The sequence below is a fragment of the Streptomyces sp. MspMP-M5 genome (assembly GCF_000373585.1).
In the GTDB taxonomy this organism is placed as follows: Bacteria; Actinomycetota; Actinomycetes; order Streptomycetales; family Streptomycetaceae; genus Streptomyces.
In genome coordinates, this window is sequence record NZ_KB891853.1 from 355,263 (window position 1) to 376,671 (window position 21,409).

Annotated in this window: 21 protein-coding genes, 2 other RNA genes and 3 pseudogenes; 4 read left to right on the forward strand and 22 right to left on the reverse strand. The window is 65.9% G+C overall.

The genetic code is table 11. From position 1 onward, the window contains the following. Positions 1 to 107: 107 nt before the first annotated feature. On the forward strand, positions 108 to 2,270 hold the full coding sequence (locus B073_RS0101575; RefSeq protein WP_018536337.1) for an AIPR family protein: 2,163 nt from the start codon (positions 108 to 110) through the stop codon (positions 2,268 to 2,270). Positions 2,271 to 2,660: 390 nt separating this feature from the next. Here B073_RS0101575 and B073_RS47465 read toward each other — a convergent pair whose 3' ends face one another. From B073_RS47465 to B073_RS38830, 4 genes and pseudogenes are all read right to left on the reverse strand, one after another. Continuing rightward, positions 2,661 to 3,419: a tyrosine-type recombinase/integrase gene (locus tag B073_RS47465; protein WP_018536338.1), complete on the reverse strand. Its 759-nt coding sequence runs from the start codon at positions 3,417 to 3,419 to the stop codon at positions 2,661 to 2,663. A gap of 96 nt (positions 3,420 to 3,515) precedes the next feature. Beyond that, positions 3,516 to 3,617: pseudogene (locus B073_RS48980) on the reverse strand (hypothetical protein); the annotation flags it as partial. A gap of 266 nt (positions 3,618 to 3,883) precedes the next feature. Further along, positions 3,884 to 4,033 (reverse strand): helix-turn-helix domain-containing protein, encoded by a 150-nt coding sequence (locus B073_RS0101585; protein ID WP_018536339.1) that lies wholly within the window; start codon positions 4,031 to 4,033, stop codon positions 3,884 to 3,886. 2,196 nt (positions 4,034 to 6,229) lie between these two features. Beyond that, a pseudogene (locus B073_RS38830) lies at positions 6,230 to 6,535 on the reverse strand (SAM-dependent methyltransferase); the annotation flags it as partial. Positions 6,536 to 6,952: 417 nt separating this feature from the next. Between B073_RS38830 and B073_RS38835 the strand changes: the two are divergent. After that, a complete protein-coding gene (locus B073_RS38835; protein ID WP_018536343.1) occupies positions 6,953 to 7,597 on the forward strand; it encodes a hypothetical protein in 645 nt (214 codons plus the stop codon). After that, complete coding sequence (locus tag B073_RS46185; RefSeq protein ID WP_158690073.1) at positions 7,563 to 7,796, forward strand: hypothetical protein; 234 nt, start codon at positions 7,563 to 7,565, stop codon at positions 7,794 to 7,796. The genes B073_RS38835 and B073_RS46185 overlap by 35 nt, the downstream gene beginning before the upstream one ends. An 89-nt stretch (positions 7,797 to 7,885) precedes the next feature. Here the strand turns inward: B073_RS46185 and B073_RS0101610 are convergent. From B073_RS0101610 to B073_RS38840, 3 genes and pseudogenes are all read right to left on the reverse strand, one after another. Continuing rightward, positions 7,886 to 8,406 (reverse strand): annotated as a pseudogene (locus B073_RS0101610) (NUDIX domain-containing protein). A 58-nt stretch (positions 8,407 to 8,464) separates the two neighbouring features. After that, positions 8,465 to 10,231: a group II intron reverse transcriptase/maturase gene (gene ltrA / locus B073_RS0101615; protein ID WP_018536345.1), complete on the reverse strand. Its 1,767-nt coding sequence runs from the start codon at positions 10,229 to 10,231 to the stop codon at positions 8,465 to 8,467. Positions 10,232 to 10,887: 656 nt separating this feature from the next. Then, positions 10,888 to 11,898 carry an XRE family transcriptional regulator gene (locus B073_RS38840; RefSeq protein WP_234024964.1) on the reverse strand — a complete coding sequence of 337 codons (1,011 nt, stop codon included), beginning with the start codon at positions 11,896 to 11,898 and terminating at the stop codon, positions 10,888 to 10,890. Between the two features lie 112 nt (positions 11,899 to 12,010). Between B073_RS38840 and B073_RS0101625 the strand changes: the two genes are divergently transcribed. Continuing rightward, complete coding sequence (locus B073_RS0101625; RefSeq protein ID WP_018536346.1) at positions 12,011 to 12,229, forward strand: hypothetical protein; 219 nt, start codon at positions 12,011 to 12,013, stop codon at positions 12,227 to 12,229. A 386-nt stretch (positions 12,230 to 12,615) separates the two neighbouring features. On the opposite strand, the gene B073_RS0101630 is transcribed toward B073_RS0101625, so the two are convergent. The 15 genes from B073_RS0101630 to B073_RS0101700 all read right to left on the reverse strand — a co-directional run bounded on the left by B073_RS0101630 (position 12,616) and on the right by B073_RS0101700 (position 21,402). After that, positions 12,616 to 13,896: a tyrosine-type recombinase/integrase gene (locus B073_RS0101630; protein WP_018536347.1), complete on the reverse strand. Its 1,281-nt coding sequence runs from the start codon at positions 13,894 to 13,896 to the stop codon at positions 12,616 to 12,618. A 42-nt stretch (positions 13,897 to 13,938) separates the two neighbouring features. Then, complete coding sequence (locus B073_RS0101635; protein WP_026246946.1) at positions 13,939 to 14,121, reverse strand: helix-turn-helix domain-containing protein; 183 nt, start codon at positions 14,119 to 14,121, stop codon at positions 13,939 to 13,941. Positions 14,122 to 14,401: 280 nt separating this feature from the next. Beyond that, the gene (locus tag B073_RS0101645) at positions 14,402 to 14,638 is read right to left on the reverse strand and encodes a hypothetical protein (protein WP_018536350.1); all 237 of its coding nucleotides are present in this window, start codon (positions 14,636 to 14,638) and stop codon (positions 14,402 to 14,404) included. 17 nt (positions 14,639 to 14,655) lie between these two features. After that, positions 14,656 to 15,084, reverse strand: coding sequence for a hypothetical protein (locus B073_RS0101650; protein ID WP_018536351.1), 429 nt, complete (start codon positions 15,082 to 15,084; stop codon positions 14,656 to 14,658). Beyond that, complete coding sequence (locus tag B073_RS0101655; RefSeq protein ID WP_018536352.1) at positions 15,081 to 15,269, reverse strand: hypothetical protein; 189 nt, start codon at positions 15,267 to 15,269, stop codon at positions 15,081 to 15,083. The genes B073_RS0101650 and B073_RS0101655 overlap by 4 nt, the downstream gene beginning before the upstream one ends. 63 nt (positions 15,270 to 15,332) lie before the next feature. Beyond that, on the reverse strand, positions 15,333 to 15,725 hold the full coding sequence (locus B073_RS38845; protein WP_051093882.1) for a hypothetical protein: 393 nt from the start codon (positions 15,723 to 15,725) through the stop codon (positions 15,333 to 15,335). Between the two features lie 243 nt (positions 15,726 to 15,968). Continuing rightward, on the reverse strand, positions 15,969 to 18,230 hold the full coding sequence (locus B073_RS45115; protein WP_026246948.1) for a DNA cytosine methyltransferase: 2,262 nt from the start codon (positions 18,228 to 18,230) through the stop codon (positions 15,969 to 15,971). Positions 18,231 to 18,399: 169 nt separating this feature from the next. Then, on the reverse strand, positions 18,400 to 18,768 hold the full coding sequence (locus B073_RS0101670; RefSeq protein ID WP_018536354.1) for a hypothetical protein: 369 nt from the start codon (positions 18,766 to 18,768) through the stop codon (positions 18,400 to 18,402). A 21-nt stretch (positions 18,769 to 18,789) separates the two neighbouring features. After that, positions 18,790 to 18,857, reverse strand: an RNA gene (locus B073_RS43200) — hammerhead ribozyme type II. Positions 18,858 to 18,915: 58 nt separating this feature from the next. Next, the gene (locus B073_RS0101675) at positions 18,916 to 19,152 is read right to left on the reverse strand and encodes a hypothetical protein (RefSeq protein WP_018536355.1); all 237 of its coding nucleotides are present in this window, start codon (positions 19,150 to 19,152) and stop codon (positions 18,916 to 18,918) included. 113 nt (positions 19,153 to 19,265) lie between these two features. After that, a complete protein-coding gene (locus B073_RS0101685) occupies positions 19,266 to 19,685 on the reverse strand; it encodes a hypothetical protein (RefSeq protein WP_018536357.1) in 420 nt (139 codons plus the stop codon). Then, entirely contained in the window at positions 19,682 to 19,885 is a 204-nt protein-coding gene (locus tag B073_RS0101690; RefSeq protein WP_158690074.1) for a hypothetical protein, read from the reverse strand. Before B073_RS0101690 ends, B073_RS0101685 begins: the two co-directional genes overlap by 4 nt. A 166-nt stretch (positions 19,886 to 20,051) precedes the next feature. Then, positions 20,052 to 20,516, reverse strand: a complete 465-nt coding sequence (locus B073_RS42630) for a hypothetical protein (RefSeq protein WP_018536359.1) — start codon at positions 20,514 to 20,516, stop codon at positions 20,052 to 20,054. Positions 20,517 to 20,536: 20 nt separating this feature from the next. Then, an RNA gene (locus B073_RS43205) (hammerhead ribozyme type II) lies at positions 20,537 to 20,602 on the reverse strand. Between the two features lie 14 nt (positions 20,603 to 20,616). Continuing rightward, positions 20,617 to 21,402, reverse strand: coding sequence for a hypothetical protein (locus B073_RS0101700; protein ID WP_018536360.1), 786 nt, complete (start codon positions 21,400 to 21,402; stop codon positions 20,617 to 20,619). Between the last annotated feature and the right edge of the window lie 7 nt (positions 21,403 to 21,409).

Genomic DNA, 21,409 nt, shown 5'->3' on the forward strand with positions numbered 1-21,409 from the left:
GGAACAGCGCGAGCAGCAGTGGCCGTCGTGGACTCACTTGTCCCAGCCAGTAGTTCAGCTACCACGCTGCACCGCCCCACACCGTCGACACCCTGCCCCGGAGAACCATGAGCACCCCTCCGCGCCGCCCCGACGTTCCCACACAGGTCCGGCAAGTCGCCAACTTCCTAGACTCAGCGTACGGCGACCTCATCGACATGAGCGACTTCGGCAACCGCAGGCCGGAGGACCTCGTCATCGCTCGGCGTTCCCGTGCCCTCGCCGCACACGCCGTGCGTATGGTGACCGACTGGACGCCTGCCCAGTCAGCAGCGTGCGTCATCGACGGCGGAGGTGACCAGGGCATCGACGCGATAGCCGTCGACCAGGACAACGCCCACATCTACCTCGTCCAGGCTAAGTGGAGCGAGTCAGGATCAGCCAAAGCCGACGAGACCGCAGTTCTGAAGCTCTTCTCCGGGCTCACCCTGATAGATGCTGGGGAATCACGGCAGTTCAATCCGCGAGGCCGAGTACTGGCCGACCAGGCCAAAGAGCTCTTGGGCTCGGACCTCACCAAGGTGACCCAGGTGATCATCCTCATGGGGACGAAAGAACTCTCCCCAGGAGTATGCCAGGCCATCGCGAACGGGGAGAAGGACTTCAACCACGACGGGACCCACGTCTTCCACCGTGTGATCCACTCCCCGGAGATCTACGCGAGAGCCCGGGACGACCAGAGGCCCGAGCCGATCACTCTCGAGGTGACTCTGTCCCCGTGGTTTGCCTGCTCCCCGTCGGACCAGCAGGCGTACCAAGGCGTGGTACAGGCCGAGCAGATCGTGGAGTGGGCCGCGTACGGCAACCGACTCTTCGACCACAACATACGCAACCCGCTCGGAGTGACGCCCATCAACAGCGAGTTGGTGGAGACCCTCACCGAAGAGCCCTCCAACTTCTGGTACTTCAACAACGGCATCACCATCCTGTGTGACTCCGTGGAGGTCGAGAAGGGGTCCAAGAAGCAGCCGGAACGTCTCCCGCTCCGACTGACCACTCACGGCGCGAGCGTCGTAAACGGCGCCCAGACCGTGCGCGCTGTCATCGACGCGGCCAAGGAGGACGAAGACGCGGAGTTGGCCGAGGTCGGAGTCCGCATCATCGTTACCGGGGGCGATACCGACTTCGCCAAGCGCACCACCCAGGCCACCAACCGGCAGAATCACATTGAGGACCGGGACCGCATCGCCCTCGATCCCATCCAGGCCGTCCTCATCGAGGAGTTCCGAGCAGAACTCGACCTCGTGTACAGCGTCCGTCGGGGCGACCTGGAGCCACAAGGAGACGAGGGCTGTTCCGTCGTCGAGGCGGCGACCGCGCTGGCCTGCGCACATTCCGGAAGCCGGTTCACCGCTCGGCTGGTCGCGGCAGACTCTACCGACGTGTTGTGGGAACGTGGTGGCGGCGGCATTTACGACCCGCTGTTTCGTACCGTCCCCGGCGTCTTCGAGACCTGGAATGCGGTCCGCGTCCTCCGCGAGACCCGCAGGGCCCTCCGTCCGGTGCGCGACAAGTACGAAAAGCGCGGCGCAGCGGTCATCGACGACGGCAGCTACCTCCTCACGCACCTCGTGTTCCGGCAGTTGTTGGAAGAGGACGCCGGCATCGGCGAGCCCGACCCCTCAGAAGCCGATGCCGCCTGGTTCACCAGAGCGAGCAGGCGTATCCCGGAACTGCTGGCACGCACGGTGCCCGTGCTGCTGGGCGTTCTGGATGCTCGGCATGGAACCCGCTCCGACCTCAAGCGGGTGTGTATCGACGACGCTGAGTGCGCCGCGCTCGTGACAGACATTCTGCTTGTACTGTCCGCAGGCGGCGAGACACGAGATGTGTCCCAGTATCTCCGCAAGGATGAACGGCCGCGTAAGCCGCGCCGCCCCAACTCAGTCCATGTGATCGTCAACCAGCGGGCGCTCTCGGAGGGAGCGCCGCTCCGTCTCAGCCTCTATGTCCCGGCCGAGCAGGAGGCGTTGGAGGCATGGCTCTCGGCGGACCCGACCCGATCCCGTGCCACATGGACCGGTAACACTGGCAAGGCACTCATCTGGGAGTACGACCGACAGCGCTATTCCCCCAGCGGCTTGGTCTCGCGCATGTGGGAACTCGCCGACTGGGAAGGACGCCCTGTCTCCAACCAAGGTACTGCCCGCTGGGTCACCCAAGACGGAGAAACTCTCGCCGAACTCGCTGAACGCCTTCTCGGAGGCCTCGAAGGGGAAAGTGGCGAGTAGCCGCGACTGCAACAGGCAACAGTGAACTGTTGTCTAGGACGATGCTGCCCGGCAGAGAGCCTCGCCTGCCGGGCAGCGTTCGTCACCTCTGGGAGCCTGCGACCGAGAGGCGTCCTAGGGTCCCCGAAAGGGGTTGTGAGCGATCTTGATCCCGCGTCGTACGTCGCTTCGATCGTGACCCGAGCCCCGGAAGACCGCCGTTCACGCCCCTTCTCATCTGTATCGCGCCGCCGAGGATCAGAACCTGAAATCGTCACGACAAGCGAATCTCCGCAGGTCACAGGGGGTGTGGCACGGCCAGCCCTTGTTTGCGGCTCCGGTCGGGCGGCGTTGCATCGAGCCCGTGTTCCATACCGGTATCAGCCACACAGTTGCGCCAGCCCTGCCCGATCAGGCCGTGGGCAATCCGGGGCGCAGTGCGGTCTGCATCACGGTTCGGCAGCGGTCCCAGGGGGCGGGGATGAGATGGCCGTAGACGTCGACGGTGGTCTTGATCGATTTGTGGCCCAGCCAGCGGGAGACCTCGTGGAGGGGGATGCCGTGGGCGAGGGCGGTGGAGGCGAAGAAGTGGCGCAGACCGTGCGGGGTGTACTTCGGGCTCCCGTCCGGCTTGACGAGGCCCGCGGCCTTGAGTGCCTTTCTGAAGTGGTAGGCGTAAGTGTTCGCCGTGGGCATGATGCCCTTGCCCCGGTCGCGCGGCGCGAACAGCACCTCCATCCCCGCCGTCGTCACCGTTCCCCACTCCCACAGGTGCGCGTCGATCTCCCCGGCGAGGAAGGCGGGCAGGGGAACGTCCCGGTACTCCCCCTCGGCTCGGTGCTTGAGCGGGATGAAGCGTGTCTTGCAGCCGTCGCGGTGCGCCTTCGCGCTGACCTGCCGGCGCACGCGCAGGAAGTCGGAGCGGACACAGTCGGTGGTGAACGCCAGGGTCTCACTGATGCGCAGGCCGGCCCCGGCCTGCAGGTACACGGTCAGGCGGTACTGGGGTGAGATCTGCTTGGCGATGAGATCGACCTCGTCCAGAGTGGGGATCTCGTCCTCGTCAACCGCATGCGTCGCGCTACGGGGCAGTTTGATGCCCTCAGTGGGGTCATCCGCCCGTCTCTTCTCCTTGATCGCGGTCTGGAAGAGGCTGGTGACCAACTTCATGCGATCGCACACCGTACTCGAGGCGAGGTCCTTCCCCAGCGCAGCGACGAAAGTCTCGACGTCCTTTTGCTCCACCCCCGCGATCGTCTTGCCACCCAGGCGAGGGAGTAGATGGATCCGCAGGAAGCTCTCGTAGTTGCGGTAGGTGGAGTCGCTGATGACCTGGCGCTCCAGCCACTCCGCGGCGTAGGCGCTCAGGCTGACCTCACCGCGTTTGGGGTCGAGGTAGAGGCCCTCTCGTACTTGTCGCGCTGCAGCCTGTCGGCGAAAGCGTCAGCTTGGGACTTCTTCTCGAAGCTCGGCTGCCGTTCAGCGCCGCCCGGTTCGCGGTAGCTGACCGTCCACGGATGTCCGCACCGGGCTTTGTACACGGATAGTTGACGTTGCGTTTGTCGCTCTTGCACCTCTGGTAGACGGTGGCCACCGCGCCTGACTCCTTGCTCGCTCGCTTCGGGCACTCGGTCTCACCCGTAGGGCTCCTCCAGGTAGTTGGCTATGTCGCGCTCGCGGAACCGCAGGAGACGCCCGACCTTCTGGGGTTCGATCCCCCAGGTGCGGTACTTGTTCCTGACGGTGACCTCACTGACCCGCAGCCACGCCGCGACCTCTTCCACGGTCAGCAGCCGGTTGTTCCACCTCGCGTCATGCGCGCACCGCCCCGTCCGGATCCATGGCGATCTCCTTTCGTCTTCGGGTCTCCGGGCAGCGGTGCATGGCGCGGTGGCGGCCCGGCTGCCGCACCGGGCATGGACGATGGACACTCCATCTCGGCCATGGCGTCAAGCCCGCGATCTTGCAGGGTGAAATTGCGCAGGAGTGGGGCGGTCACCACTCGGCCCGCCCCACGGGTGCCGCGCCGGCAGTCGTGGTCGCGGAGATCGGGGTCGGTGTCTGTGCGTGGCTCGGTCGGCTGGTGAATAGCTTGGGCAGAGGGGCGGGCAGGTGATCGGGGCAACCACATGGTCCGGACTCGTTCGACGAACGAGCCCGGGGCCGAGGACGGAGGGGGCAGGGTGCGACGTGTCGGAGGCAGGGGGTCAGATGGTCGTCGGTGAGGGGTGGAAGTACGAGGTCGCGTGACCGGCGAGGGGCAGGGCGGAGTGGCGGGCATCGGCAGATGGCGCCCGGGAAGCGGGATCGAATCCGTCTGGTGCTGACGTGAAGTAATGGAGAAACTGACGAGCGAAATTGTCATCCCAATCGTGGATGTTCGAAACACGACGAGGCGGGAGAACGCGGCCACCGGCCGGCGCGAAGCTGGCATGTGGGCGCGTTTCCCCAGTTCAGACACACACGAGCCAGTGCCGAGCCACCAGCGAGCCACTGCCGAGCCGCCTCTCCACTCGCCGATGTGAGGCAGTGCAGAATTTTCTTTGTTCGATACCAAGTGGCGTAACGGCAGCCGCATTGCGGCACGGAGACCAGGCCGCTTTGATCAGGCTCACGAAGGCCCGGGTTCCTGTCGCTCGCGCTCCTCCCAGCCGCTCTGGTGGACCTCGTGAACGCCTGGGAAAGGCTGCGGCCAACGACTAGCGGATCGGCTGATCCGACTCCCCCGCCGAGACCACTTCCGCCCTCGACCGCGCCATCATCGTCCTCCTCAACTGAACCAACCCGGCCCGGGCGGGCGAGGGGCGGTGGGGGCGGCCGGAGGGGCGGAGGGGCGGCCGGGCGGGCGGGGGCGGTCCGGCCCCCTCCCACTCCGCCCGCTGCAACCCCACCGCAGAGCACAACCCGCCCAACCCGAAACCCGCGTTCAGCCCCATCGCCCCGCACGCACAACCCGGCCCCACCACGCCCGACATGGCCGACGACGCGCCCCGCAGCCCGCACCCCAGCCCCGAAACCCCACCACCCGGGATACGGGCCGCAGACACCGCCCTACGACCCCCTGCCGCCCCCGACCAGACCGCCCGGACCGCCTACCACCGCCCCCACAAGCCTCTGACGACTCCGGAACAATCTGCACTGGATTCAACCGCCCCAACCACATCCACCGCCAACCCGAAACCTCCACACCGACCGCCCACCCGGACCGAACGAACCCCGCTCCCCCGCCCACCGCCCACACCAAACAGGCCAGCCGCGCGCCTTCCGGCTCGCCCAGCCCTCCCAGACGGACGCCACACCGCAACCACCCGCCGCAACCAAGCCGGGCGCACCCCACACACCATGCGGGATGCGCCCGGCTCCTTGTTCATACGGCTCAGACCGCGATGCATCATCCCGTGGCGCGACGTCACCTCCGGCTACGCCTGAGCATCGCCACGCGTCCAGGTGATTCAGCAACGTTCAATTCACCAGCTACAACAGGAAGCGAAACTCATTGAGTTTGGGCACGGAGGCCGGTGCCGGCATGCTCGCGAGCCGCCAGGCGCCCGGGGCCGTTACAGGTAGATCGGGATGCTTTGCTGCACAGAAATACAGTCGCCCTCGCCCACGGGTGGCTCGCTGCACGCATGACCTGCGGCTACGGGCGGCGGTGGGGCGTCGCATCCAAGGACGTACACGGAAAGGAGGGGGGAAACGACCCCCGAAACGACGGGGTAAACGACAAACGGCATTTCAGGCCGCGACCAGGTGGCTCGCAGCGGCGCTGACCTGCGCCTTTACCCCATGCCGCGCTATGACGACTGGAAGTCAACCCGGGTGTTGGACCCGAGCATGGGAAACCAAGTGCTACTCCACCAATCGGGCCTGTCTCTTCTCAACGACGTTAGTCAACGACGGGCATGTTGAGCTGCGAGGGCTGGATTGGTGAGACACCCGCCCCAGCTCTGTCCAGCGGGCGGGGTGATCTTGGGGTCCGCTCAACGGCGATGCCATACGAGCGTGTAGCGCCAGAACAGTCGACGGCGCAGCCGTGCGCCGGGCAGGGTGTCGTGGGCCTTACGGACGATGTCGGAGAAGCTCATGTCCGCTGGTCGGGTCAGGGCGGTCATCGAGACCGGCCGGGGAGCCCTGCGGCCTTTGTTCTTGAGCCAGCCGATGACGGCGTTCAACGGGCTGGCGGCCGCGCCGAGCAGGTAGTCCCCGGCGGTCTGCGCCCGGGAAAGGCCGACGACCACCAGGGTTCCCCCGGGGGCCAGATGCTGGCGGAAGGCGGTGAGAGCCCGAACGCCTGTCTGGGGACAGTGACGCCCTAACTGGGGAATTGCGTGACCGTCGACACCACGACGTCACCGAAGCGCCTCGGCCACCAGTCGCACCGGAACCCGGCCTCCAAGAGCACGACTCCAGTGGTGAGCCCGGATGCGCCTCCGCCGACCACAACGACCATCTTGTGAGATGCGCTCCTCAAGGCTGGGGAGAACGTCTCGGACGTAGGGGTTCCGCTGCTTGCGGCGCAGCTCGGTCGCCAGCTCGTTTAGCAGTCCCGACGCCGCCCCGTTGTGCAAGCTCCGGGTAGCAGCGATCCCTGCCCACGCTGGTACGGCGGTCGCAGCCCATGCTCCGCTCAGAGTCCAACTCTGTTGTCAGTGGCTGCTGTCAGGATGAGCATCACTCGCCCCAGACCCTCGTCAGGAGAGACTATGAGCACTCCCGGTCTTGGCCCGCTACCCATCGGGCGCCGCAGCGGCACCGAGCCGATACGGACCCGCGGTGAAACGGTGGGCAGGCTCGGCGAGTTCTGGAGCTGGGCCTGCTCTGACCTGGCCAACAACACCATGCGCGGTGTCCTAGCCGAGTACCTCGTGGCCACGGCCCTTGGCGCCGCCACCGGCACCCGCGCCGAATGGGACACCGTCGACATCCGTACGCCCGAGGAATGCCGCGTCGAGGTGAAGTCGGCGGCATACCTGCAGTCATGGGCACAGTCCCAGCTGTCGGAGATATCTTTCTCCATCGCACCGGCCTCCGGCTGGGATGCCCAGACCGGCAAGACGTCGACGGACGTACTGCGCCGCTCGGACGTGTACGTGTTCTGCCTACTGCACCACCAGGACAAGCAGACCCTCGATCCCCTGGACCTCGACCAGTGGACCTTCTACGTCCTCGCCACCCGAGTCCTGGACGAACGGTGCCCGAGCCAGAAGACGATCAGGCTGTCCAGCCTGCAGCGCCTCAGCCCGCTGGAGACCGACTTCACCGGCCTGCAGAAGGCGGTCACCGCATGTGCCGAAGAGACGGTGAGTGGTAGCAGTGGCCGCGCTGGTCTATTTCAAGAAGATCAATGAGGATCTCAACGCCATTGTCTACTCGTTCGGCGAAGACCCTTCCGAGATGACCCGGCACCTGACGATGGACAAGAGTGCACGTAGGTCACAGTCAGACGACGGCAATATCGACTACTTGTTTCTCAAGGCGTCACGAAAGATCAACGCCATGTACGAGCAGGCAAGCGAATGGCCTGACCGTGGAATGAGCGCCAGCTGAGTTGGTGATGGCGCGCCTCCGCTCCGGTATTGGCTGGGCCGGAGGCGCTTCTCACTGCGCCGTTCGTCAGGAACATCTGGAGAGGACAGTCATATGGCGGGTGTGCCGTCCCGGAGGTACTGTGGCCTTCCCGTGACGAGTGCCAGTAGCGAGAACTCGAAACGGCGCCGGATGCGGTCGCCGAGTCGGCTGTCGGCTTCCTCGGCTGTGAAGAAGGCGGCCTCGGACAGCTCATGGTCGGTGGGGTGCAGCCCGTCGGCTTGGTCCTGGGTCAGGGTTCCGCCGTCGAAGATGAAGGCTATTTGATCGTCCCAAGGCCCGTGCGGGGCGACCCAGTCCACCACCAGCAGTCCGTGGAGCACGATCGTGAGCCCCAGTTCTTCGGCGAGTTCGCGACCTACTGCGTCTTCGGGCGGTTCGTTTGCCTCGGCCATGCCTCCAGGGAGGTCCCGGCCGGGCTTGTAGGTGGGGTTCACCAAGAGCATGCGTCCGGCCGGATCGCGTAGCAGCACGTCGGCGGCGACGCGTTTGCGGGCTTGTTTGGCGTTGCCCTCGGCCAGGTAGCGTTCCAGGCTTCTACGTCAGCGGGATTGGGTGCGATGGGCCTCATAGTCGGGTAGCCGGGACGCATTGCTGCGTCCCGGCCCCCTCAGAACCGGACGTGCGAGTCATCCCCGCATCCGGCTCAAGCTGGCCTGTGGCTGCCGCTGGGTGTCAGGCTTCCGGTCGTCAGCGTGAACTTGGCGATGACAGGTCGTGTGGATCAGTTCCAGGTTGCTCGGGTGGTCGCTGCCGCCCTTGCTGCGGTAGGTCAGGTGGTGCACGTGGATCGCCCGGAGGCTCCCCGTGAACCACTTGACCCAGTCCTGAACGTCGTCCGGGTCGAACCCGGCTCCGTCGATCAGATCCAGTCCGCACCTGGGGCACAGCCCCCGCTGACGGTAGGCGAGGGAGAGGATCTTCTTGGGCTCTCCCACCGCCTGCACCCGCTTGCGTCGACGGTTCCCCCAGTACTCTTCCAGCTCCGGGTCATCGGGCGAGGCATCGTCCTTGACCAGGGTATGTCGCTGGATCGGCGTCCAGGAGGCTTGCTGCAAGTAGTGCTCGGGAGTACCGAACACCCACTTGCTGGACCGGCCTGGCTGGAACGTGCCCCAGTACCTCCGTTTGATCCATCCCCAGGGTTTGCGGCGATGCCGTCGCATGGCCCAGCGTTTCAGGACCTCGAAGGTGTGGGCGTCCAGTAGGTTGAAGGTCTCCTTCGAGCAGACAGTCCGGTAGTACGTGGACCAGCCACGTACGAATGGTGACAGTGCCCTGACCAGGCTTTCAGTGGGCGAGCCGCTGTTCTCCCTGGCCGTGACACTGATCCTCTTTCGGGCGCTCTGCAGGGCATCCCGGCTCGGCTTGATGATCAGCTTCTCGCGGAACCTGCCGACGTTGAACCCGAGGAAGTCCACCCCGTTGGAGAGGTGCACCACCCTGGTCTTCTCCTCGTTGAAGGAGAGGCCCCGGGGTTCGAGCCATTCGGCAAGGTCATGCTTGGCCTTGATCGCCTCGTTCTCCGTGGTGCAGAACACCACGAAGTCGTCCGCGTACCGAACCAGAGCCGGCGGGGTCGTCTTGGCGTTCCGCGGACGGTTCGCTCCGATGACCTCTCCCATCCCATGGAGGGCGATGTTCATCAGCAACGGGCTGATGACGCCACCTTGCGGGGTGCCTTCAGGCGTCGAGACGAACCGCCCGTCCTCCATGACCCCAGCTCTCAGCCATCCCCGGACCTGCCGTCGTCCCGGGAACAGGCCGACGGAGTCCATGAGGTGTTGATGACTGATGTGGTCGAAGGCGGCCGACAGGTCGGCGTCGAGGACCCATAGTCGCTTGGCGGTCTTCCGCCCGGCGACATTGAAGATCATCTCTATGGCGTCCCAGGCTCCCCGTCCTGGCCTGAAGCCGTAGCTCCTGGCCTCGAACCGGGCTTCCCATTCCGGTTCCAGAGCGTTCTTGAACCTGGCCTGGTCGACCCGGTCCCGGATCACCGGGATGCCCAGAGGGCGCCTCTTGCCGTTCGCCTTCGGGATGTACACACGACGTACGGGCTTGGGGTTGGACATGGGGTCGGCAAGTATCTGCCGCGCCATCTTCCCCCGTTTCGCCGGAGTCAGAGCTTTCTGCCCGTCGATTCCCGCCGTCTTCTTGCCGGTGCTGACCTGGCAGACCCGCCTGACACTCGTCAACGTGTTGGCCTTGGAACGCCGCATCAGCTTTTGCAGGTTACGCACCTGCTTCAAGTCACCCTCGCGGGCAGCCCTGAAAATCCTCTGTCGCAGCCGCTTTACAGACGCCTCCTCCTGGCTCCAGTCGATGCTGTGCCAGAACTCGGCGTCGCCCTCGGGTCCGTTCATCCGGGTTTCGGCGATGACCAGTTCGGTCAACGCGGCCTCCCTTCAGTCCAACTTGCGCCTCGGTACAAGTGCCTGTCCGTCGTCTCTTCATGGCCTACCTGGTCCACGTCAGCCGCCTTTCGGCTCCAGCCACAGGCTGGTGTCCACCGGGTTATAGGCCGCCAGGTGGAGACTCCTGGTCGGCGGCCATTTCCCCTGGGCTTTCGCCCTGGTGGCGTTCGCTTCTTGGACCATCCTGTTCCCGCACGGGGGTTCTGCCTCCGTTACCTTCGGCTTACCGGCTGACGAGGCCGGACCCGTACGGGGTTTCCGTGTTCCACATCGTGCAGTTGCGTCCGGGTGGGGTGCTCTCTTTCCGCCGTCCTCCGCGGTGACCCACAGGCCCCTCCCCGATGGGGGCCTGCCGCGCTGGGCTTCCCAGCCCTAGAGGATTCCACCGCCGAATACTGGCCATTGCGCGGTGTAAGTCTGACGACGAGTCGACGAGAGTTCGTTTTCACTCACCCTTCCGGACTTCCCCTTCGCCTGTAGCCTGCGAATGGCCCGCGAGCCCTTGGGCTTGACCACCTCCGCTCAGCACCCCGGGATTACTCCCGGCGCACCGGAGGCTGGGGACTGACCGTTGGTCACTGGTCAGGTCCGCATGACACGTCTCCTCTCCTGCGGACTCTGCGTGCGATGTGACTTCACGTCGCACCGGGGGTGCCTCCCGGTGATGGCGGGACGAGGTCGGCCAGGAGCAGCATTCTGGCCCTGCGCGCATCGTCGAACCGGACCAGGTACTCCCGCACCGGCCCGTATGCCCTGTGCGGCTCCAGCAGCCGGCGAAGCTCGTCGAGCTGCTGCACGACTCGGACGGAACCCAGGGGGGGGCTTGTGCTGAGCAGGTCATGGCCGACGCTCACCGCTGTATCCACGTCGCACCGGCGGACGTGGATGTCCACCAGTGCGATCCGGCTCAACGCCAGCGACCGCTCCCGGCCCGACTCCCGTAGTGCGACGGCCTGTTCGGCATGCGTCAGAGCGTCGTCGAGCTGGTCCAAGTCGCGAAGGATCAGCGCCGATTCGCTCGCCAGCGCGGCGGCGTCGAACGGGCTCAGCCACGGGTGGTCGGTATCTGCCGCCCCGTCGAGGTCACGCCGGGCGGCGTCGAGGGCGTAGGCGGCTGGGATGCGTTGCGCGGCGACGGCCAGGGCGCGCGCCTGCATCGTGTTCAGTCGCGCCGTCAGCGCGGGAACGCGCGGTCCCCGTGTGGCGAGGTCAAGCCCGGTCCGGGCCCAGGCGGCGGCCCCGGCGTGGAGGGCCAGATGGCTGCTGCTCGCGGCGACGTTCGCGGCCAGCAGGAGGTCACCGGGAGGCGCGGGCCAAGGGAAGCGCGCGGGCGAAGTGGCGGTTGGGGCGGTCGTCGTGGCCGGAGTCGTGGCCATCGCCGCCAGGTCGTCACCGTCTGGTGACGGTCGGTCGGCCCGCTGGTGGTCTGGGTCCGCGGGCGCGGGTTCCCACGACCGGCGTGCCAGTCCAAGCAGGTGGCCAGGGATGCGGAAGGCGTCCGCGATCTGCTCGAACAGGCTGAGCTTCTCTACCCGGCTCTTGCCGTTCATGTAGTCGTACAGCCGCCCTTGCGTGATGTCGGCGGATGCGGCGATCCGCCGCGTGCTGACACCGCGACTGTTGAGCATGCGGAACACGGCACCCATGTCCCGCTCGATGCAGGCACGCAGCAGCCGAGCCCGGCGCGCTGCGCCGGGCAGCCGACGAAGAGATCGACGCTGCACTCACCGAGCCCACGCTCAACAAGGCGGATGCTCTGTGAACGACACGCATCCTAAGATCGGCGATCTCGTCGTCGCGGTCGCGAGCGGCAAACAGTGGGTATGCACGGATATCGCGGGCGCGAAGAACCACCGACCGGTGTGGCTGCTGCGCCCGCGGTACGGCGCTGCCGACAGGGAGCAGCTGCGCATTGAGCGGGACGACCTCGTGTCGTATGCGGTGGTCGCCCGCCGCGGTGAGTGGACCCAGCCTTGAGCGGCCGCATCGGCCGCCCATGGCCAACGGCACCAACGCGCCCCACCGCAGCCCCGTCCGCGACGGATCCGCAGCCGAGCACGGCCTGATCCAGTCGGCAGACCATCAGCCACATCCAGCTCCGATCCAGCGGCGGTTCGGATAACCAGGGATGACGACAGGTGACGAGACGTCAGTCTATCCAGCACCGGGTACGACAACGGGGCCGACCCCGAAAAGGGTCGACCCCGCCTGACCTGCACATTTGCCAGATCGCTACATCATCGCTATGGCGCCCGTCACACGTTGAAGCGGAACTTCCACCACAACGCTCTGACCTGCGGAAACGCTAGTTCTGACGGGCCAAGTCAGCACAGTATCAGCACGGTCTTCGCAGGTCAGCACACTCACGCAGCAGTCCCGTAGTCCCCAGTGTCCTCGGTAGCGGTGCCCGCCACGTCCAACGGTACGGGCCGCATGGCGTTCTGCATGACCTCGCGGCACCGGTGCCAGGCCCCCGGAACGAGGTGCCCGTACGTGTCCACCGTGATCTTGATCGACTTGTGGCCGAGCCAGCGCGAGACCTCGTGGATCGGGATGCCGTTCGCCAGGGCCGTCGAGGCGAAGAAGTGCCTCAGCGAGTGGGGGGTGTACTTCGGCTTACCGTTCTCGTCCACGATGCCGGCGGCGATGCACGCCTTCTTGAAGTGGTAGCCGAAGGTATTGGCAGTCGGCATGGTGCCCTTGCCCCGGTCACGCGGCGCGAAGAAGACTTCGAGCTGCCGATCTTTCCCGGACTTTGTTTTGAAGGCAACGGGGATCGGCACCCACTTTTCCTCGTGAGCGTCAATCTCCTCTTCCAAGAAAGGGGCGATCGGAATATCCCGATACTCGCCTTCGGCACGGTGCTTCAATGGCACAAAAGTGGTCCGGCTGTCGCCAGCGTTTGCCTTGGCGCTGACCTGCCAGCGAATCCTGATGAACTCGGTCCGTCGGCACTCGCAAGCGAAGGCCAGGGCCTCGCTGGGACGAAGGCCGGCACCCGACATCAAGTAGATCGTCAGGCGGTACTGCGGCGAGATGTGATGGGCAAGGAGATCGACTTCTTCCAGGGTTGGAATCTCGTCTTCGTCCACGGCCATCGTGCTCGTCCGAGGCAGCTTGACGCCCTTGGCTGGATTCTCCGATATTCGCTTCTCTATGATCGCGGCGTCTAGCATCGCCGTCACGATATTCATGCGGTCGTTGATCGTTGAGGCAGCCATGCCCTCGCCCTTGTGGTGCAGGGCGGCGATGAACCGCTCGAAGTCGGGCTTCGCCAGTCCAGCCAGGGTCTTGCGCCCAAGGTGGGGAACGAGGTGGTTCCTGATGAAGCCGTCGTAGTTCCGGAAGGTTCCCTCCGCGAGGATCTGCCGTTCGAGCCAGTCCTTCGCCCACGCCCGCAGGGTGATCGCTCCCCGCTGTGGGTCGAGGTAGATGCCCATGCCCTTGTCGTGCTCGACCTTGATAGCGAACGCGTCGGCGCCGTCAGGGCCGGTCTTCTTAGCGAAGCTCTTCTCTCTCTGTCTCGCGGTCCGCCCGCCCGGCTCTCGGTAACGAACGGTCCACTTGTGACCGCAGCGCGCCTTTTCGCAGGGGTAGAAGCGGTCCTGCTCGTCCTCTTTGCACTTCTGGAAGACGGTTGCCATATGGCCCCCTTCTGTTGCTGGGGCAAGGCAACGTTGCGCCGTTTACCCGTAGTGATCTTCGAGATAGGCGACGATGTCGCGCTCGCGGAAGCGCAGGAGGCGGCCGACCTTCTGGGCCTTCAACCCCCACGTCCGGTACTTGTTCTTGACGGTGATCTCGCTGACCTTGAGCCAGGCGGCCACCTCTTCCGGCGTCAGGAGCCGGTTACTGCCGCCCTGACTCAACGGGCGGGCCTCTCGTCTCGCTGGGTGTCGGCGAGGGAGTGCACGGTCTCCCATGCAAGGGCGGCCGACTTCAGCGCCCTTCTCTGGTCCGCCTTGAGCCTGCGGATGCAGGCCGGCGCAAGTGTCGGGTCGGAGACGCCAAGGAGCTCGGCCACCTGGGCGAGCAGCTCCCTCGGGTCTGCCGTTGGGGCGCGGCCGGGCCGGGAATACACCCGGCACTTCTGGCCGGAGACTCCGAGCACCCAGCCCCAGCCATTCGAGAGAGCCTTCTCGCTGTGCTTCAAGCGGCGACCCCGTGGCACTCGCTGCGGGACTGCGAGGTCAGGTGGTACATGCCGAACTCGCACTCGTAGTAGCGGTTCTCGCAGTACAGACCGCGTCGAGATCCTCGCCGGTCCCCCGCGCGGTGGCGCTTCGCCTGCGCCCTGCCGAGGGCCTTCTCGGCAATGCGCTCGTCCTCGAAGGCGCGTTTGGCGCCGCACTCGCATGTGCGGAAGTCGACGGCCTTGATGGTCATGCCTGACTCTCCTTGGTCTACTTGCGGAACTTGCTGCATGGGCAGGTCGGTATCTGGCAGGCGCCCCGTGCCGCGGTTGCGGCGGAGTGGGTGAAAGGGGCGTGGCCGCACTCGGGGTGCTGGCAGAAGCCCTTCCAGCCCTTCCTGCCGTCGTGGTTGGCGAGCATCAGGCCGGGCGAGTGGAGCTTCACGAGGCGGCCGGCCCCGCCGAACGCCATCTTCGAGGCGAAGGCGCGGGCCTCTGCTTCGTTGCCGAAGGGCGCGAAGTTGAGCCCGCGGCTTCCGTCGTGCCAGGTGTGGACGAGAGCGAACCAGTCGCGCATCTGGAGGATCTCCCCGACCTCCTTGATCAGCGCCTTGGCCATCTGGTCGGCACTGTCAAAGCCGGGATCTTCCAGGAGTGCCTTCACCGCGTCGATCTCCTCCCTGCGGGGGATGATCCTCACGCGGCGCCGATCCCCTTCACCGAGACGGGATAGGCGAAGAAGTCCGACCGCACAGGCTGTGCGAACCCTGGGACGAGATAGACGAACCCGCTCGCCTTCAGGCCGCTGTCGCCCTCGGCGTCCTCGAACTCGGAGCCGTCCGGCAACTCGTCAAGTTCGGCCGGGCTGTTGATGGTGGTACTCACGAGGCTTCCCTCCCTTCCGCAGTCAAGATTACGCAATCAGTCCAGCATGCGCAAGTATCGCAATCAGATAGAGGTGATGGCCTCGACGCTCGCCCGGAACCCCTCCACAGTGCCGGTGTTCAGGATCGTCACGTCGAAGTCCCAGCCTGCGAGGGCGTTTTCGCTGACGTGGTTGGAGTTCTCGATCAGCGCCTGACTGGGCCGTCGAATCTCGACCACCAGTCCCCCACGCTTCCGGATGGCGCCGGCCTCGTTGGGGAACCGTACGTCGCTGATGACAGTGGGGTTGGTCCACGTCTCGTAGTCGCGGAACAAGGCATTCACCCACACGTCCTCGCCGAGCACCTGGCGGCCGGCCTCGGTGCCCAGCCGCTGAAGGTAGAGGCGCACTTCGGGGTGTACTCGCTTCACCTTCTCCCAGCCGTAGGTGTCCACGCGCTCGGCAAGATCGGCCACGCCGAGGAACCCCCGGGAGCGCGGAGGTCAGGGTTCAGCGCGTACAGCATGTTCCTCACGGGGTCAGCGAACGCCTTGCGCTGCCAGCCGCGCTCAACAAGGAACGAGGCCGCGGTGTCCTTGCCGGAGCGGGCGGCACCCGCAAAGCCGATCAGTGACGTCTTCATCGTGTTGGTTCCCTTCTGGTTTTCAGCTTTCAGCGGCGCTTACGTATCTGCTCGCGCACAGCTATGTGGGCGCACCTCACGCTGCCGCAATCAGGCTGATTTGCCGCTCGGCGCCGAGGCGTTCGACTGTCGCGTCCGGCCCGAGGGTTACCGAGTTGGAGCGGGTCGGGTCGGCTCCCGGCTCGTCGATGTAGAGGCGCCACTTCTTGACGCGCTTACCCCAGTCCTGAACGGTGGCCATCTTCGGGTCGACCAAGAGCACGCCTTCTCGGGTGACGGTACGGCCGAGGGTGTTGTTGCCTGTGGCCCGAACACGGTCTCCGGCCCGAAGCCCCTCGATCACCACTTCCCCGCTCTCCGAGGCTGGCCTGAGCTCCACGACGTTCGCGCAGGATTCCTCGGGTGCGTCCACCACGGATGCGGTCGGACGCTGAGCCGCGGCGAGTTCCTCCAGGTCACCGAGCACGCCAAGGCGATGTCGCAGGCCCTCGATCACCTGCTCCAGCTCCTCGGCCTCCGCAATCTTGCCTTCCAAGGCGCGGAGAGTCTCGCAGTGGCGGCTCTGACTGCGGGCTCTCGCGAACGAGACCGCCTGATCGTGCACGAACAGGGCGTCGGCGTAATGCGCCTCCAAGACGGCCCGGAGGCCGGCACGGGTCCGGGCCTCCCCTGCGTCGGACAGCTCAGAGCGGCGGAAGTTGTCGGTCTTCCTGAAGAAGGAGAACCGCTTCGCGTCCTCGGGTCCGTTAATGTGGAACAGATGCGTGTCGTCCAGTTCCACACCGTTCACCGTGAACTCGGCGTGCGACTTGCTGTACCGGTTCGTGCTCATGACCACCTCGACCTGACTGGGCAGCAGCTCGAAGTCCTCGCCCCTGTTGAACTGGGGCTGTACGTGCACCAGGCCCTTCATGCGTGGCCCGGTGACCTCGTAGGAAGCGGTCCAAGCCCGCTTTTCCTCCGGGACGTCATCCCTCGCGACGCGGCGGACGGTGACCTTCCCGTACTCGGTGTCCACCTCGGTCGTGGCTGTGCTGTCCATGTGGCTCTCCTTCGGTGATGAATGGTCGGCCGGGCGGCCGTAGATCTTGCTGAGGTGGGTGCGGAGCTTGTGCTCCCACGGCTCCTTGAGGAGCGAGCCGAGGACGACGCAGCCCATGGGCGGGGCGACGACATCGCCGATCTGCTGCGTGCAGGAGGAGCGGGAGCCGGTCCAGGGGTAGCCGGCCTGGAAGCCCACCAGGAGCGCGGCCTCGTCGAGCGAGAACTTCCTGTCCTTGTCGTGCTCCCAGTACCAACCGCGGATCTTGCTGGTGATGCCGGTCGCGGGCTTGTCCGCGCTCCAGCAGTTGCCGCCCGCCGTCTTGCGGACGCCTCGGGTATTGACGCGGATGCCAGCGGGCCAGCCGAGGGCCTCGGCCGCCGTGGTGATCGGCAAGGGTGCCTTGGGCGTGAGGGCGGCCATGTCGACGTAGGAGTGACGGGCGGCCATAAGGAAGACCCTCTTCCGCCGGGACGCGAGCCCATAGTCCACGGCGTCCAGGACGCGGTACTCGGCGCTGCACCAGTCCGCCGACCACAGCTCTTCACGTATCCCGTCAAGGATCAGCTCAGGAAGAGCCGAGCTCTGCTCCATGGCGAGCCAGCGGAGGTTGTCCCATTGGGCGGTGAGGGTGAGCGACCAGATCAGCACCTCGGCGAGCAGCCCGATCCGCTCGTCCGTCATTCCGGCGATTGGAGCGCGTACCTCGTCGAGGGTGAGCAGGGGGCCGGTGAATCCTGCGTACCCGTCCCAGTCGGGGTCGCTACAGATCAGGCAGATGTCGGCCACCTCGCAAGGTCCACATTCGCCGCTGTCGTGCCAGTGCCCGAAGGTCGCTTCGAAGGCCATCGTGAATACGTCGAGCAACAGCTCCTGGTTCGCGGGGTCCAACCCGGCACGCTTCCCGGCCGGCGTCCAGCACTGGCAGGGAGCGGAGACGATCAGCCCGCGAACCCAGCGCAGCGCTGGATGCTTCGGGTCAAGGGATCGAACGTCCGCGGTGATCCGGCTGAATCCGGCGGTTCGGGCGGTGGCCGAGGCGTCCTTGTGGAGTTCGACGCCCACAATGTCGAGATCGTGTTGGAGCACGTCGCGTACACCAGCGTCCCAACCGCCCGGTCCAGCAAAGAGGTTGACCACACGGTCGGGATCATCCGGCTCGGGAGGGAAGAGCCAGCGCACCGGCCAGGGCGCCGCAATCTCCTCCAGCTCCTCCGGCGACAGGTTGTCCAGGTCGAGTTCTTTCGGGGTGCCAAGCGCCCCGGCCGTGTCGAGGCGGATGGGCGAGGCGAGCATCACTCGCCCTCGCCGTCGGACAGGCAGTCATAGCCAGGGCAGTCACAGAACATGAACTCGCCCCAGAGGCCCCCATAACCGCACAGGTCGCAAACGGCCCACTCACGAACGGTGAGGCAGACCGACAGGGATATTCGGCATCGAGGGCAGCCCAAATGGCTACGGCCGTTCATGCGGCAGCTCCCATCAGGCCGTACCGGGCCCGGTCCCCAGCCGGCATGGCGACAGGCGCGACCCAGTTGAGTGGTTCGTGCTGGTTCCTGATCGCCTGGACGGCGAGATGATCGGTGGCTTCCGCCCGGCCCGCGAGCTGGGCGTGCCGGAGCACCTCGTCAAGAAGGCGGTTCGGGTCGACGTCTTCGGGGTTGTGGGCCCACTTCATCTCGTGCGAGAAGTGAATGGTCGGTTGCGCCTGCCGAATGTGGACGGCGGCTCGACCATCACCCCAGGTGACGACCACGTGGAAGGTGTCGTTGGCGAAGAACTGAGCGTCCGAAGCGTTGAAGGCTACGGCGCCGTGGGTAGAGCGAGAGCGCATCGTGCGTATCCTTGAAGGCGATGTCGGCTGGCATCATCAGGCGAAGCGCACCACCGCTTCGCGACCCGCCTCACCAGCGGGTTTCGCCGGGCGCCCGTCCCTCGCCACTTCCGATGGCAGGGGGCGGGCGCCTTGGTTTGCGTGAGATCAGGCGTCGGTGCCGTACACGTCGGTCACGTCGTGTGTGATGTCGTGGGCGTCGTCGGTGTCGAGGTCGTCAATCCACTGGTCCACGTTCTCGTCGAGCCAGTCCTGAAGGGCCTCGTCGTCATCGGCGATGTCGGCGGGGACCGTGACGGTGGACTCCACGTCGGTGACCGTGGTCTCGGTGACCTCGAAACGGATGGTCAGGGTGACGGTGTCGGGCTCGGTTACGGTCGTCACTTCTTCTCCAGTCGGATGCGTGCACGGCAGGGAGTGCAGGTCAGGTCTTCGTCGAGGAGCTCGGGCACGAGCCCGCACTCGCAGCACGGTTCGGTGTTGCGGTCGGTCATGAACTAGTCCTTCAGCGCGCGGTCGAGGACCGGCCAGTACCAGGGGCATTCGTCCTCGGACCAGAGGTGATCTGCTGCGACGCGGCGCCGGGCCTGGGTGGCGCAGTCAGCGCACATGAACTGATCTCCGAGGACGTGAGTCGTCCAAGGCCCGCGCCCGCGCACCTTCGCCGGGCAGGTCTCACAGGGGCCGCCACCGCGGATGTGCTGGTACGAAAGGACGGTGTTCCCGGTGTGCGGGGACGTCGTCCAGACGGCCGCGTGCCCGCTTTCCTCGGCTCGGTCGTGAGCGAGCCGAAAGGCGTCGCGGTACCCGTAGTCGAGGAAGGTCCCCTCGACCTTCTCCATGCGGTCGTGGCAGTAGAGACCGTGGCTCGGGGCATTCGCGTCGGGGCACACGTACACGTCGTATCGCCAGGTCACTTGGCGTCCTCCTCGGCGAATTCCTGGAGGGCGTCGAGGATCTCGGCCATGGCCGGGCTCGGCTGCTCCTCTTCGGGAAGCAGTTCGGCGGGCAGGCTGATCAGGAGCCTGTGCGTTTCCTGGGCAAGGGCCACCAGGGTGTACCACTCGGCGGTGCCGGGGTCGAAGTCCTCGCGCCACACGGCGACTTCGCGGCACATCTTCAGAACGGTTCGGATTGAGTCCTTGGTGCTGTCCATGTCGGTCTTTCAGGCTCGGGGAGGTGTCGTCAGCGGGCCGCCCCGCCAGCAGACAGGGCGGCCCAGGAGGTACCGAGGCACACCACTGCCCCGGCTGCGGCCGGCATGGGCCGCGGTGGTCTTCTGGTCAGGCCGCGAGGTCGTGGGCGTACTCGCGGATGTCGACGGCGGTGGGCTGGGGGTCGTCCTCGTCGAGTTCGTCGCCCTGGTTGTGGGCGTCGCCGTACTCGTCGCCTTCGGCGTGGCACTCCAGCCAGGTCACCCCGGCCTCTTCTCGACCGGCTGCGAGGAGCACGCCCGCGATCGCGTCGACCTCGGCGCAGGTAAAGGCCGTACCGACCATGGAGGCCAACATCCCATCGTCGAAAACATCGACGAAGGTGTGGACGGCGTCCTCGATCGCGGAGCGGCGGTGCAGGACGGCGAAGCCCTTCTCGGCAACGTCCGCGGCTCGTCGGCGGAGTTCGTCGAGCTCTGCGTTCAGGCGGCCGTTCTCGTCAAGAACGGCGAAATAGGCGTTCCGAACGGCAAGTTGCAGCTCAGCCCGAGCCCGACGGCGGGCCAGTGCAGCAGTGATGAAGGGCAGCTTCATTGTGTAGTCCTTGGGATGAATGCGGGCTGGCATCGTCAGCAGCCGGACACCACTCCGACCGGACACCCCGGAGGGGTGTTTCGCCTACGCATAGGTGCCGTCAGTCGAGGTAGAACTCACCGTCGTCGCCTTCGTAGGCGTGCAGCTCAGGCAGGGAGTCGGCCTTGGCCTTCTCGCGGAGGGCCTCGCCGTGCTCGGCGGACACGTACCGGAAGAAGCCGGAGTCCAGGTGCGCGGCCATGACGAGGTACTCGTGACCAAGGTTGTGCGCCTCGTGCTGGTAGTGGCCGAGGATCTCCCAGTTCTGCGCCACGAAAGCTCGGCACGTCTGGTCGATCTCGTCGTACTTCTGGGACGGGATGTCACCCTCGTCGAAGTAGTCCTCGGCGTTGCCCACGTCGGCCCCATCCGCGTCCCACACGAGCGTGGCCCACAGCAGAGACTCGATTACCGAGTCACGGAACGTCTCGATGAATGATTCGACTCCGACCCGCTTCCAGCAGCTAGCGCAGGTGTCGTCCGGGAAGGTCTCGTCCACGGGGTTGCCGTACACGATCGCCCCGCAGTCGTGGCACTTCACGCTGAACGGTTCGACGAACTCCCACCATTCGCGGGAGTCCTTGTCACATCGCCGGATCGTCAGTGACTTGCTGTACTTCGCGTACAGGGCATCCACGGCCGGGAACTCAGAGGCTCCGGCGAGATGATGCACAGCGGCGAAGTAGTGGCCGTGCTCGATCAGGCTCGGGATCTCGCACGTGTTGTCGGTGCAGTTCCCGTGTTCATGCCGGGCGACCTCACCGCACAGCTCAAAGAAGCTCGGGGCTTCGAGCGTGTCTCCGCCGAACACCTCATCCAGGGTGATTCGGAAGGTACGGCGCTTCATGTGTCCT